Source organism: Pelagibacterium xiamenense (assembly GCF_021166475.1).
GTDB classification, from domain to species: Bacteria; Pseudomonadota; Alphaproteobacteria; order Rhizobiales; family Devosiaceae; genus Pelagibacterium; species Pelagibacterium xiamenense.
In genome coordinates this window covers 46,872-59,168 of record NZ_JAJOYS010000003.1, presented here as the reverse complement: position 1 = coordinate 59,168, position 12,297 = coordinate 46,872, and the positions used below count along the sequence as shown (strand labels likewise).

Below are 12,297 nucleotides of genomic sequence, written 5' to 3'. Positions count from 1 at the left end.
CATTCGGTTAAGCCGTACGACGCCCGCCGATAAGGGGAATGTTAACCATAACGTGGCAGCAATCGAGCGGATCGTAATCGACTGGATTTCGTGATGCGTATGCTGCGTTTGTTATTTGCCCTGCTCGTTTCGCTGACGCTCGTCGCGTGCAGCCATACGAGCAGACCGGCGACATATCTGGTCGAGCAGACGGGGCCGTACCGGCTCGATAGCGGCGACCTCGTGCGCGTCACCGTCTATGGGGACGCGAATCTCACCAACAGTTATCGGGTGGACGATGCCGGCGCCATTGCGTTGCCGCTCGTGGGCGCCATCCCGGCGCGGGGCGCGACGACCGAGGTCGTTGGCGGCAGGATCACCACCGCACTGGCCAACGGGTTCATGCGAAACCCAAACGTTGCCGTGGAAGTGGCTGAATACAGGCCGTTTTTCATTCAGGGCGCCGTCGGTTCGCCAGGTGCGCTTTCGTATGTCTACGGCATGACCGTACGCGCCGCAATCAGCGCGGCAGGCGGATTTACGGATGTTGCGAACCGCAACAGCGCCGTCATCTACCGGCGGCAAGGCGACGATATGGTGCGCGGGTCGGTCGGGTTGGACTTTCCCATTCTACCGGGCGACACCATCGTTGTTTCAGAGCGCTGGCTTTAGCCCGATGCGAATTCTCCATGTCATGCGCGCCCCGGTCGGAGGGCTCTTCCGGCACGTGGCAGACCTTACGGAGGCTCTGAGCGCGCGCGGGCATGAGGTCGGCATCGTCGCCGACAGCCTTTCGGGTGACGCGGCGACCGAGGCCAAGCTCGGGGCACTTTCGCGCCATGCCGCGCTCGGCATTCACCGGCTGCCCATTCCTCGCCTGCTCGGTGCCCAGGACTTTGCGACGCCGCTGCGTATTCGCGGGCTCGCGCGATCGCTTTCCATTGACATTCTGCATGGGCACGGAGCCAAGGGCGGGTTCGCGGCGCGGCTCGGGGGGCTCGGGCACAAGGGCGCGGCCGCGCTCTATACGCCGCATGGCGGGGCGCTGCATTTCGACCAGAAAGCGCCATCGGGAGCGCTGTTCATGGCCATCGAGCGCGCGCTGCTTGCGGCGACGGACGCGGTGATCTTCGAAAGCGCGCATGCCGAACGGGTCTTCGGCGAAAAGGTCGCACGTCCCAAATGCGTGACACGGGTGATCCACAACGGGCTCACGGAAGCCGAGTTCAATCCGGTTGCGGCGTCGACGGAGGCTGCCGATTTCGTCTTTGTCGGGGAATTGCGCCAACTGAAGGGAATCGATCTTCTGGTCGAGGCATTGGGGCCGCTGCGCCGGCCGGACGGATCGCCCGCAACGCTCGTAATGGCTGGTGACGGCCCGGATGCAAACGACCTGCGGACGCGGATCGCGGCCCTGGGGCTTGGCGACCGGGTCACTTTGGCGGGCGTTCAGCCCGCCCGGGAGATGTTTGCGCGTGGGCATTGCGTCGTCGTGCCGTCGCGAGCGGAGTCCCTGCCCTATATCGTGCTGGAGGCGGCGGCGGCGCAACGGCCCCTGATCGCTACCGATGTCGGTGGTATTTCCGAAATCTTCGGGCCGCAGGCTCACCGGCTGATCGCGCCGGACAGCAAGGAGGCGCTACAAGCTGCCATGACCGGCTTCCTTGCCGAGCCCGACCGGTTCGGCGAGGAGGCGGCGAGGTTGCGCGCCTTCGTTCATGACGGATTTTCGGTTGCACGGATGGCCGAAGCCATCGAAGAGCTTTACGGGCAATTGCTCGCGCGCCGATAACTCCATACCCGTGCGCTTTTTTCACCGAGTTTTCATACCTCCTCCACCATACTCCCGCGCGAGAAACTCAGGTATTGCGTAAAAGGTATTCTCGTCATGTTCCGCGTCGATCCCAGGCAGGCGGCAGCCGATCATATTGAAAGCGGCAGAACCGCGGGCGCCAGCGCGCTATCCCCACTGGCCGAGGAAATCGCTTCGCGGCCGGTCGAAGAAGGGTATTCGCATGCGGTGCTTTCGGGCGTCGCCCAACTGATCGAGGCGGGGCTGCTCGCGCTGATCGGGGTTGGCATTTTTCTTTGGTACCTGCCGCTCGGCGAAGCGCTCTTTTACGTGCCGCTGATCGCCGGTTCGGTGCTTCTGGCCAATGTGAGCTTCAATCTCGCGCGCACGCACCGGATCGTCGCCTACCGGACGCTCTTCAAACAGACCCTCAGGGTTCTGATCGGCTGGTCTGCGGTCTTCCTGGTGCTGATGACCGGGCTATACTTCTTCAAGGCCGGAGACATGGTATCGCGCGTCTGGCTTTTGAGCTGGTTCGTCGCGGGTGGGGTGGCGCTTGTCGCATTCCGGCTCGCCTGGCGCGCACTCATCCTCAGATGGTCGGCCGACGGACGGCTCAAGCGCCGGACGGTGATTGTCGGCGGCGGGCCGTCGGCCGCCTCGCTGATCGAGGCCATCGAAGCGGGTGCCAACAACGATATCGAACTGATCGGACTTTTCGACGACCGCGTGGGCGAGCGCTCGCCCGATGTGGTTGCGGGACTGCACAAGCTCGGGCGGGTCTCCGATCTCGTCGAATTTTCACGCCGGGCGAAGATCGATCTCGTCATCGTCTCGATGCCGCTTTCCGCAGAAGGGCGCGTTCTCGAGATGCTGCGCCAATTGTGGGTGCTTCCGGTCGATATCCGGCTCAGCGCGCATATGAGCAAGCTGCGCTTTACCGACAAGACCTATTCCTATGTCGGCGACCTGCCGGTCTTCGACATGGCCGACCGGCCGATTTCGGATTGGAACCTCGTCTTCAAGTGGGTGTTCGACAAGGTCGTCGCGACCCTGGCGCTCCTTGTCCTGTCCCCGATCATGATCGGGACGGCAATCGCGATCAAACTCACGAGCAAGGGACCGGTGCTGTTCCGTCAGAAGCGGCATGGGTTCAATAACGAGCTTATCGAGATCTACAAGTTCCGCTCGATGTACACCGATATGAGCGACGCGCAGGCGGCCAAGCTCGTGACGCGCGACGATCCGCGCGTGACGCCGGTGGGGCGGATCATCCGCAAGACCTCGATCGACGAGCTGCCTCAGCTTTTCAACGTCCTCAAAGGCCAGCTTTCGATCGTCGGACCAAGGCCGCACGCGCTCGAGGCGAAGGCGGCCAATACGCTCTACCACGAGGCGGTCGACGGGTATTTCGCACGTCACAAGGTCAAGCCAGGCATTACCGGCTGGGCGCAAGTGCATGGCTGGCGGGGCGAGACCGATACCATTGAAAAGATCATGCAGCGCGTGGACCACGACCTTTACTACATCGAGAACTGGTCGATCTTTCTCGATCTCTACATCCTCGTCATGACGCCCTTCAGCCTGTTCAATTCAGAGAATGCCTACTGATGCGGAAGATGACGCATGACGCCCTGCGCCTGGCAGCGCTTGGCGCCGTCGTTTTTCTGGGATGGCCAGCGGCTGCTCAACCGGCCGGAGCCGACAGCGACCTCTGCATTGAGTGTCTGCAGGTACGGGTGGGGCCGCCGGTGGTCGTCCGGGGGCCGTTCCCTGACGAGCTGGACGCTCCTTTTACAGCCTTGCGGTTGGACGATGGGTCGTTTCGCGGTTTCAGCGCGAACGGTTCGACATATGCCATTGAGGGCGAGAGCCTGTGGGACATGGGCGGACCGCGCCGGGAAGTTCTGGAGGCAGGCGAGCCGGGGCAGGAGAACGAATGCGGGCGCTGGCTGACGTCAGCGATGCGCTACGGAGATGCCGTCCTCGGCTTCGTCCACCAGGAAAGCATTTGCGATTACGGGCCGCAGGGGCAGACCGACAAGACCATGGCGATCGCAATATCGTCCGATGACGGGCTGACCTGGACGGATCTGGGTACGGTCATCACCGGGCCGGATTCTCCTGGGCCCGGCACGACCTCCGGCGAGGGCGACTGCACGATGGTCGACGGTGCGGATGGCTATCTCTATGCCTATTGCCTGCGCAATTCCGACTGGCAGACCATCGTGGCCCGAGCGCAGGCGTCCGAGCCGACGGCGTGGCACAAGTACCACCAAGGCGACTGGACGCAGCCAGGTCTCGACGGCCAGGCGACGGCCATCGGTTTTCTCGGGCCGGGTGCGGGGTACCTGAAGGACCACGAGCGGGTTGTCACCGTAACAGTCGACCCGTGGTTCGGGGGGGTCCGTTTGTCACTGTCGGCAGATAAAGTGTCGTTCGTGGACGTTGAGGAACCGCTGATACCCATTGACGGGTCCGATTGGAACCGGCCGGCCGATACCGATCTCATTGCCTATCCCACCATCCTGAACCCCGACAACGGCAGCAACGCGGTCGATATGCGTTTTCTGCTAAGCTACATCTATGTGCCACCTGGACAGGGGTTCGAAAGCCGCTATCTGGTGCATCACGAAATAGACCTGTCCGTGAACGACGACCCGTTGCCCGTTCAGGCCGGCCTGGCCCTGACCCGCTGGACTGATCCGGACCGTACGGCGTATGTCACGTCCACAGGCCCGATGACGGGCGAGCGGCTCGGCTACCGGCAGGACGCGGTCGTCGCCTACATGCTGACCGTCGCACCCCCAGGCCTGGACAGCGTCAAGATCGCCGAATGTTCCACCGGCTCTGCCGGCGAACCGGACCATTTGCTTGCCGAAGACGGCGGCTGCGAGAACCAGGGATATGTCCGCGAGCGGACCGCCGGCTGGCTGTATCTCGACGAGCAGCCGGGCACGGTGCCCGTCTATCGCTGCGTGGACGAGGAAACCCAATCGCGTTTCGGTTCGAGCGACCCGGAGTGTGAGGGGCGCGGCGCCATGGAATTGCGCCTCGGCTATGGGCTGGCACCATGAGCGGGGGTGCACAGACATTTGGCGCCTCACCAGGTAGCGGCGCGACGGTCAGTCTTCAAAATTTGAGGCTCGTCACGTTCTGGACGCGAAACCTTGTGTTCCTGATTGCCATATTGGCGATGAACTACACGCTGATGCGCCCCTCTCCGGTCGACCTGCTGTTCATCGGGGCCTTCCTGATCTCCGTTTTTTACCTGATGTTGTTCAGGGACAAACTGGTCGCGCGTCGAACGGTCTTCCTGTTCCTGGTTCTTGGTGCCTGGGCGGTTTCCTATTTCGTCGCCTCTCTTCCCCATGTCGGCGAGCCCTTTGTAGGCTTCGAGCTCCTGGCCAAGAGCTTTGCCATCTCGATCGGCTTTATCGGCGGCTTCGTAGCGATGAGTTGGGATCGCCGGCACTTCGAAACGTTCATGAAGGTCTACATTGCCTCGTGCGTCGTGGCCTCGATATTGGGCACGCTGGGCTTTCTGACGCAGAACGGGCTACTCACCTGGGACGGCCGCGCGAAGGGTCTGATCGACGATCCGAATATGTACGGCTCATTCCTGATCCCCGCCGTGATCTTCTGCGCCTACCTGATGCCGCGCATCCGGGGTGGCAAATTGCTCCTGCTCGGGGCCATGGGCATCATCTTGTTTGGCATCCTGCTCTCCTTCTCGCGTATCGCCATCGTTGCAGCGTTGCTTTGCCTTTTTGCCTTCATCTTCTACCAGAACCGCGCAAACCCGCGTCGGCTGGTCCTGATGGTGGGCGGCATTCTCGCCGCCGGCGTCGCACTTTTCGTCATCGCCAGCCTCACCTCCGCCGATTTTACAGAAAAGCTTCTCGACCGCCTGACCTTTGCCAAAGCCTATGACCTTGGAGAGGATGGCCGATATGGGCGTTACCTGCAGGTCCTGCCGATGATCGTTCAGGACCCGATCGGGCTCGGCGTGCTACAGCTCGAGAAGATCTTCCCCGAGCCGATCCACAACATCTGGTTGAGTTCCTTCGTCAATTACGGCTGGGGTGGCGGCATTGCCTGGCTTACCCTGGCGATCGGAAGCGTTGTCGTGTCCATGCGGAACTACAGGCGGACGCGAGACGACATCCCGATCGCCTTGCTGTGCTCTCTAATCGGGATCGTCTTGTGCGCATCGCTGCATGAGGGCGAACATTGGCGCCATATGTGGCTTTTGTTCGGACTCGTATGGGGCATGGATGTTTCCAGGGCCGGTTTTGTGAGACCTGGCGCGCCACGCGCCGTGTCTAAGCCCCGGAGAGCAACGCCATAGATCGATCCCGGGAAACGCCCTAACGGTCGATGCGGCCGGTCTTTAGGTAGCGCTCGGCGAGGTCCGCCGTGCCTTGCGCATAGGTGGGCGCAAGACTGCGGGCGAGTTCGGTTTCGTCGTGCGATCCGGTCCATGCCAGGAGCGCCATCCGCCGCAGCATGATCAGGGTATCGAGCATGGCGGCATCCTCACGCGAAAAATCGCGGTGGCGGCGATAGCCCGCGAGCCAGGCTTCGCGCAGCGCCGGAACGACCGGGTCGTCTTCGAAGAACGACACGGCGGCGGCGAAATCGTAGCCGAACCAGCAGAAGCCGCAGTCATCGAAATCGATGATGCGCGTCACGCCGTCCTCGACCAGCAGGTTGGCGAGCCGCATGTCGGCGTGGATAAGCCCGAAACGGTCGGAAGTCCTGCCGTAGGACGCGAGCATCAGGCGCAATTGCTCGTCGAGGGTGTCGAGCACCTTGCGGATAGCACCGGTGACACCCGGCGCTCGGCGCCAGTCGCCCCAGATGGCGTCGCGGTCAAGAATGGCCTCGGCGGTCCAGACCTGACGTTCGAACGGCTCGGGCGGCGTCCAGCGCTCGACATGAGCGTGACATTGGGCTGCAAGCGCGCCCAGTTGCGAGAAGACCGGCGCCAGATCGTCGCCGACCTCGGGTTCCGTGCCGGCTTCGAACTCGAAAAGCACCATGTGCCGAACGTCGTTGGGGCTCCCGAACGGGCCTTGCTGGACGAAGGCGCCGTTGTCACCGCGAATCGGTTGCGGTGTGAAGAGCCCGGTTTCGGCATTGAGCGCGCGCATCCAGGCCAGTTCGCTCTCGATGGCGAGGCGAGAATGGTAATCGGGTCTGTGAACCCGCAGGACGTATTTTTCGCCGGTCGGTGTGTCGATCCGGAAGGTATGGTTTTCCGAGAGGTTGATGAGCGTCGCGGTACTGCCCTCGAGGCCGGACCAATTCGCCAGTGCGGCGTCCAAAAGCGGTTCTGCCAGCATCCCTACCCCAAATATCCTGGCAACAAAAAAGCCACCCTTTTTGGGGGCGGCCTTTTGAGAAATGGTCGGAGCGGCCGGATTTGAACCGACGACCCTCTGTCCCCCAGACAGATGCGCTACCAGGCTGCGCTACGCCCCGACTTGGGCTTTCACCTATATAATCGCCGCAGTAAGCGCAAGAGTGCAAATGGGATTTTCACGCCGGCTGCGGCAGACATACGCAACCCAACCGCGCGCTGGCCGTTATAGGCGTACTGGTATCAGGGGCTGGGTTCATGCCAATTCTGATCATAATTCTGCTTGCCTTTCTCATCGGCACAATCGGGTTCTGGGACACGCTCGCGGCGCTATTGGGCGCCGTGGCCGTCATCGTGTTGTTCTGGGTGATCCTCGCGGCGATTGCCGTCTTCGGCGTTCTGTGGATCTTGCAGCGTCTGACGCGGTGATCAGTCGTAAAACAGCGAGATGCGCTGGCCGCCGATCTCATGGACGTTGATGTTCATGTCGTAGATCGCGCGCAGAGCATCGGGGTTGATGATATCCTCGGTCGATCCGTGATTGACGACTTTGCCATCCTTCATGGCGACGATGTAATCCGAGTACCATGACGCGAAATTGATGTCGTGCAGGACGAGGACGACGGTCTTTCCCAACTCGTTCGCGGCGCGGCGCATGAGCTTCATCATCCCCATGGCGTGCTTCATATCGAGGTTGTTGAGCGGCTCGTCGAGGAGCACATAGTCGGTGTCCTGGCACAGCACCATGGCGACGAAGGCACGCTGGCGCTGGCCACCCGAGAGCTCGTCGAGGAACCGCCCGCGCAAGTCTTCGAGATTGAGATAGGCGATCGCCTCGTCGATATGGCGCTTATCCTCGACGGTGAGACGGCCCTTCGAATAGGGATAGCGGCCGAAGGCGACGAGGTCGGCAACCGTGAGGCGTGCGCTCATGTGGTTGTCCTGGCGCAGGATGGAAAGCCGCCTTGCCAGCACGTCGCCGGGGGTTTTGGTCACGTCCATGCCATCGACAGTGACGGTGCCCGCGTCCATGCCCAGAAGCCGGCTTATGATCGAGAGCATTGTCGACTTGCCCGCGCCGTTGGGGCCGATAATCGACGTAATACCCCTGGTGGGCAGCGCTATGGAGACGTCGTCGACGACAACGGTTCCGCCATAGGCCTTGGTGATGCCTTTGGTGATGATCATCGGGCGGCACCTCTGAGAATCAGCAGGATGAAGACGACGCCGCCCAGGAACTCGATGATGATCGAGAGGGCGGTGTTGAAGGCGAAGACGCGCTCGAGCAGCATCTGGCCGCCTACGAGGCAGATGAAGGCAAGCAGCGCTGCGGCGGGGATAACATGGCGGTGCCTGGCGCTGCCGATCATGATGTAGGCGAGGTTGGCGACCAACAGGCCGAAGAACGTTACGGGGCCGACGAGCGCGGTGGAAACCGAAACGAGGATCGCGACCAGAATGAGGATGAGCCGGACGACGCGGTTGTAGTCGACACCGAGATTGATCGCATTTTCGCGGCCAAGCGCGAGCACGTCAAAGGTCGAATGTATGCGCCAGGCGACGACCGAGACAGCTCCGATCAGGATCGAGGAAATCAGCAATAGCTCGGAATTGACCGTGTTGAAGCTGGCGAAAAAGCGATCCTGCAGGATGGCAAATTCGTTCGGGTCGATGATCCGCTGCATGAAGCTCGAGAACGAGCGGAAAAAGGTGCCGATGATGATGCCCACGAGCACCAGCAGGTGCAGGCTGCGCTGGGCGCCGGTAAAGAGCCAGCGGAACAGGGCCAGCGCGAAAGCGACCATCAGGACGGTTTCGAGGACGAACATCAGGCGCGGGTCGATGGTCGCGGTCGCCAGGCCGCCGATGAAGAAGACGAGCGTGGTTTGAATGAGAACGTACATCGCGTCGAACCCCATTATCGAGGGGGTCAGGATGCGGTTGTGCGTCACGGTCTGGAACAGCACCGTCGAAACGGCGATCGCGTAGCCGACCAAGGCCATCTGGGCAACTTTCGCGCCGCGGAAGGGGATAATGAAGCTCCAGCTGCCGCGCGCGCCGAGCGTCATGAAGAGCACGACGCACAGCACCGCTACCGCGCACAGGATGGCCAGCACGTGCGCAGGCTCGACGCGGCGGCGCGCCATCATCAAGACGTCAGCCATAGCGGGCCTCGCGGCGCAGCAGGAGATAAAGGAAGATCGCACTGCCGACGACCCCGACAACGGTGCCGATCGGTATCTCATATGGGTAGCGTATGAGGCGGCCAACGATGTCGCAGACGAGGACGAAGCCTGCGCCCAGGAGCGCGATCCAGGGAATCGCACGGCGCATGTTGTCGCCCATGAGCATGGAAACGACATTGGGGACGATCAGGCCGAGGAAGGGGATGGAGCCAACCGTAACGACGACGGTGGCGCTTACGAGCGAGACGATCCCAAGCCCCAGCGTCATCACGCGGCGATAATTGAGCCCGAGATTGGTTGTGAAATCCTCGCCCATCCCCGCGACGGTGAACCGGTCGGCGGCGAGCCAGGCGGCGCCGGTCAGGGCCGCAGCGATCCACAGCAGTTCGTAGCGTCCGCTGAGAACGCTTGAAAAATCGCCGGTCGTCCAGGAGCCCAGAGACTGCAGGAGTTCAAAACGGTATGCGAAGAAGGTGGTAATCGAAGAGATGATGCCGCCAAGCATGATGCCGACCAGTGGCACCAGCAGCACCGAACGCAGCGGGATTTCGCGCAGGATGCGCAGAAACAGCGCCGTGCCCGCAAGGGCAAAAACCGCAGCGACGATCATCTTGCCGATCAGCGGCATGTCCGGGAAAAAAACGAGAACGACGAGCAGGCCCAGACCGGCGGATTCGGTGGTGCCGGCGGTCGATGGCTCAACGAAGCGGTTCCGCGCGAGCATCTGCATGATCATGCCCGCAATTGCCAGCCCCATGCCGGCGAGAACGATCGCAAGCGTGCGGGGAATACGGCTTATGAGCAGCACCATCATGGCGCGCCCATCCTCGCCGCCCGAAACGAGACTGGCGATGGAAACGTCGGAGACGCCGACGAAAAGGCTCACTATGGCGAGCGCGAACACAGCGGCGGCGGCGAGAGGAAGACGGAGCACTCGGGCAAATAGTCCTTGGCGTGAGGCAGCCCGCGCCACGGATGGGGCGCGGGCCTGAAGTCGGGGTCGGAAGCGTTAGCCGAGATCGGCGCCGATGGCTTCGCCGACCTGGGTCACCATCTCGCCGAGCGCGTTGAGCCCGCCGTTGACGATGTAGAAATTGACGGGGTCGAGATAGAGAACCCGGTCGTTCTGCCAGGCCGACATCTGGTGCACGAGGTCGTTGTCGAGCACCTGTTCGGCAGGCTGGCCGCCCTCGGTCCCGACCGCAGCGTCGCGGTCGATCACGAAGAGCCAGTCGGGATCGGTTTCAAGCAGAAACTCAAAGGATACCGCCTCGCCGTGGGTGGCAGCCTCGACGTCCTCGATCGCCGGTACGATGCCGAGATCGTCATGCAGCCAGCCGAATCGCGAACCGGGGCCGTATGCGGAAATCCGACCGCCGTTGACCATGATGATGAGCGCATTGCCCGCCTCTGGCGCCTTGGCGTTGACGGCGGCCATGTCCGCGTCGATCTCGGAAATGAGCGCGGAAACCTCATCCTCTTTGCCGAAGATTTCGCCGAGGGTTTCTGAGCGCGCCTTGATGGTGCCGGGGAAGTCGGTCCAATCGACAGACAGGTCGACGGTTGGCGCTATGGCTGAAAGATCGGGGAAAGCGGCCGAAGACCGCCCGGCGACGATCACAAGATCGGGCTGTTCAGCGTTGACGAGCTCATAGTCAGGTTCAAACAGCGAGCCGATCTTGAGGACGTCGCCGCTTTCATACGCGCTCAAATGATCGGGGAAATTGGCGTCGGGCACGCCGTCGACGGAAATTCCGAGCGCCTCGAGCGTGTCGACGGAGGCGATGTCGTAGGAAAAGACCTTTTCGGGGACGCCGTCGAGCGTCGTGTCGCCCTGGGCGTGGGTAACGGTGATGTCCTGCGCCAGGGCTCCAGCGGTGAGGGCGAGCGCAGCGGCAAAGACGGCCGGAATGGAAATGAGCGATGTCCTGGTCACGGTAGAATCCAATAGTTGGTGGCAAGGAGCAGCGGTCGTTAAGCTGACCGCGCAACTCAAGTTACCTACCGAGCGCGACCGGGCGCGTCAATATTAGTTGAGCATTAAATTCATATTATATGCCGCGCCAGCGCTGCGCGGGGGTGCGCAATTGGCTCAGCCGCTGCGGGCTTTGTCGAGCAGGACTTTGCAGTCCATGAGCTGGGCGAGGGTTTCCTTGAGACGCGCGCGCTGGTTTTCGGTCAGGCGGAGAGGCTCGGGTTGGGGGAGTGCCTGGGGATGGGCGGCACCGTTTTCGGGCACAGGGACCGCGCCGGCATCTTCCATGAAATCTGGATCGCCGGGCTGGGGCTGGGGCGCAATGGGCTGGATCTGGCCGGTTTCGCCGATGGCGATGACATGGCGTGCGCCCTGCTCTTTCAGGATGCGCTGGACGCCCTTGATGGTGAAGCCCTGGTCGTACAGCAGGTGGCGGATACCCTTGAGCAGCTGCACGTCGTCAGGACGATAGTAGCGCCGGCCGCCGCCGCGCTTTAAGGGCTTGATCTGGTTGAACCGCGTCTCCCAGAAACGCAGCACATGCTGAGGAAGGTCGAGTTCGTCCGCCGCTTCGGAAATGGTCCGGAAGGCGTCTGGCGATTTGTCCAACGCGTGAGTCCCGGTAAAAAAGCGTTATTTTCCGGTTCGGACCATAGATTTGTTGATCTTGGATTTCAAGACATTGGAGGGTTTGAACACAAGAACCCGTCGCGGCAGGATGGGAACCTCCTCGCCTGTCTTGGGATTCCGGCCGATGCGTTCGTTTTTGGAGCGGACCTGAAACGATCCGAAAGAGGAGAGTTTGACGTTGTCGCCGTCGGCGAGCGAATCGCTGATCAGATCGAGAACGCGCTCCACGAGCTCCGCCGATTCGGTGCGTGACAAGCCCACGGACTGGTAGACCGCCTCGGCCAAGTCCGCACGGGTTACTGTTTTTGCCGCCATACCACTCCCCTCAACCTCAAAATGTCCCGGCCTCGCGACGGCGTCAACCGGAAGC

The 12,297-nt window shown here is 62.0% G+C and carries 13 protein-coding genes and 1 tRNA gene; 6 read left to right on the top strand and 8 right to left on the bottom strand.

The features are described from left to right. Positions 1–99: 99 nt before the first annotated feature. The 5 genes from LSG43_RS12960 (at position 100) to LSG43_RS12940 (ending at position 6,122) form a co-directional block, all read left to right on the top strand. Complete coding sequence (locus tag LSG43_RS12960; protein ID WP_231804853.1) at positions 100–651, top strand: polysaccharide biosynthesis/export family protein; 552 nt, start codon at positions 100–102, stop codon at positions 649–651. A 4-nt stretch (positions 652–655) separates the two neighbouring features. After that, positions 656–1,771 carry a glycosyltransferase family 4 protein gene (locus tag LSG43_RS12955; protein ID WP_369412488.1) on the top strand — a complete coding sequence of 372 codons (1,116 nt, stop codon included), beginning with the start codon at positions 656–658 and terminating at the stop codon, positions 1,769–1,771. A 96-nt stretch (positions 1,772–1,867) separates the two neighbouring features. Continuing rightward, complete coding sequence (locus tag LSG43_RS12950) at positions 1,868–3,382, top strand: undecaprenyl-phosphate glucose phosphotransferase (RefSeq protein ID WP_231804848.1); 1,515 nt, start codon at positions 1,868–1,870, stop codon at positions 3,380–3,382. Positions 3,383–3,390: 8 nt separating this feature from the next. Continuing rightward, complete coding sequence (locus LSG43_RS12945; protein ID WP_231804846.1) at positions 3,391–4,848, top strand: hypothetical protein; 1,458 nt, start codon at positions 3,391–3,393, stop codon at positions 4,846–4,848. A gap of 95 nt (positions 4,849–4,943) precedes the next feature. Further along, positions 4,944–6,122, top strand: coding sequence for an O-antigen ligase family protein (locus tag LSG43_RS12940; RefSeq protein ID WP_231804844.1), 1,179 nt, complete (start codon positions 4,944–4,946; stop codon positions 6,120–6,122). 19 nt (positions 6,123–6,141) lie between these two features. On the opposite strand, the gene LSG43_RS12935 is transcribed toward LSG43_RS12940, so the two are convergent. Further along, positions 6,142–7,119, bottom strand: coding sequence for a phosphotransferase enzyme family protein (locus tag LSG43_RS12935; RefSeq protein WP_231804842.1), 978 nt, complete (start codon positions 7,117–7,119; stop codon positions 6,142–6,144). Positions 7,120–7,181: 62 nt separating this feature from the next. Then, a tRNA-Pro gene (locus tag LSG43_RS12930) sits at positions 7,182–7,258 on the bottom strand. Positions 7,259–7,394: 136 nt separating this feature from the next. Here LSG43_RS12930 and LSG43_RS12925 point away from each other — a divergent pair. Continuing rightward, complete coding sequence (locus LSG43_RS12925) at positions 7,395–7,565, top strand: hypothetical protein (RefSeq protein WP_231804839.1); 171 nt, start codon at positions 7,395–7,397, stop codon at positions 7,563–7,565. On the opposite strand, the gene LSG43_RS12920 is transcribed toward LSG43_RS12925, so the two are convergent. The 6 genes from LSG43_RS12920 to LSG43_RS12895 all read right to left on the bottom strand — a co-directional run bounded on the left by LSG43_RS12920 (position 7,566) and on the right by LSG43_RS12895 (position 12,242). Further along, positions 7,566–8,324: an iron ABC transporter ATP-binding protein gene (locus LSG43_RS12920; protein ID WP_231804837.1), complete on the bottom strand. Its 759-nt coding sequence runs from the start codon at positions 8,322–8,324 to the stop codon at positions 7,566–7,568. It lies immediately after the preceding gene. Continuing rightward, positions 8,321–9,301 (bottom strand): iron chelate uptake ABC transporter family permease subunit, encoded by a 981-nt coding sequence (locus tag LSG43_RS12915; RefSeq protein WP_231804835.1) that lies wholly within the window; start codon positions 9,299–9,301, stop codon positions 8,321–8,323. Before LSG43_RS12915 ends, LSG43_RS12920 begins: the two co-directional genes overlap by 4 nt. Continuing rightward, positions 9,294–10,256: an ABC transporter permease gene (locus LSG43_RS12910; RefSeq protein WP_231804833.1), complete on the bottom strand. Its 963-nt coding sequence runs from the start codon at positions 10,254–10,256 to the stop codon at positions 9,294–9,296. The genes LSG43_RS12915 and LSG43_RS12910 overlap by 8 nt, the downstream gene beginning before the upstream one ends. 75 nt (positions 10,257–10,331) lie before the next feature. Continuing rightward, a complete protein-coding gene (locus LSG43_RS12905) occupies positions 10,332–11,258 on the bottom strand; it encodes a siderophore ABC transporter substrate-binding protein (protein WP_231804831.1) in 927 nt (308 codons plus the stop codon). Positions 11,259–11,414: 156 nt separating this feature from the next. Further along, a complete protein-coding gene (locus LSG43_RS12900; protein WP_231804829.1) occupies positions 11,415–11,906 on the bottom strand; it encodes a MerR family transcriptional regulator in 492 nt (163 codons plus the stop codon). 24 nt (positions 11,907–11,930) lie between these two features. Then, on the bottom strand, positions 11,931–12,242 hold the full coding sequence (locus LSG43_RS12895) for an integration host factor subunit alpha (protein WP_231805660.1): 312 nt from the start codon (positions 12,240–12,242) through the stop codon (positions 11,931–11,933). Between the last annotated feature and the right edge of the window lie 55 nt (positions 12,243–12,297).

Excerpts from the sequence above, each read along its gene's own strand:
- LSG43_RS12960 (WP_231804853.1), top strand. The coding sequence starts at position 100 with ATGCTGCGTTTGTTATTTGCCCTGCTCGTTTCGCTGACGCTCGTCGCG.
- LSG43_RS12955 (WP_369412488.1), top strand. The coding sequence starts at position 656 with ATGCGAATTCTCCATGTCATGCGCGCCCCGGTCGGAGGGCTCTTCCGG.
- LSG43_RS12950 (WP_231804848.1), top strand. The coding sequence starts at position 1,868 with ATGTTCCGCGTCGATCCCAGGCAGGCGGCAGCCGATCATATTGAAAGC.
- LSG43_RS12945 (WP_231804846.1), top strand. The coding sequence starts at position 3,391 with ATGACGCATGACGCCCTGCGCCTGGCAGCGCTTGGCGCCGTCGTTTTT.
- LSG43_RS12935 (WP_231804842.1), bottom strand. The coding sequence starts at position 7,119 with ATGCTGGCAGAACCGCTTTTGGACGCCGCACTGGCGAATTGGTCCGGC.
- LSG43_RS12925 (WP_231804839.1), top strand. The coding sequence starts at position 7,395 with ATGCCAATTCTGATCATAATTCTGCTTGCCTTTCTCATCGGCACAATC.
- LSG43_RS12920 (WP_231804837.1), bottom strand. The coding sequence starts at position 8,324 with ATGATCATCACCAAAGGCATCACCAAGGCCTATGGCGGAACCGTTGTC.
- LSG43_RS12915 (WP_231804835.1), bottom strand. The coding sequence starts at position 9,301 with ATGGCTGACGTCTTGATGATGGCGCGCCGCCGCGTCGAGCCTGCGCAC.
- LSG43_RS12895 (WP_231805660.1), bottom strand. The coding sequence starts at position 12,242 with ATGGCGGCAAAAACAGTAACCCGTGCGGACTTGGCCGAGGCGGTCTAC.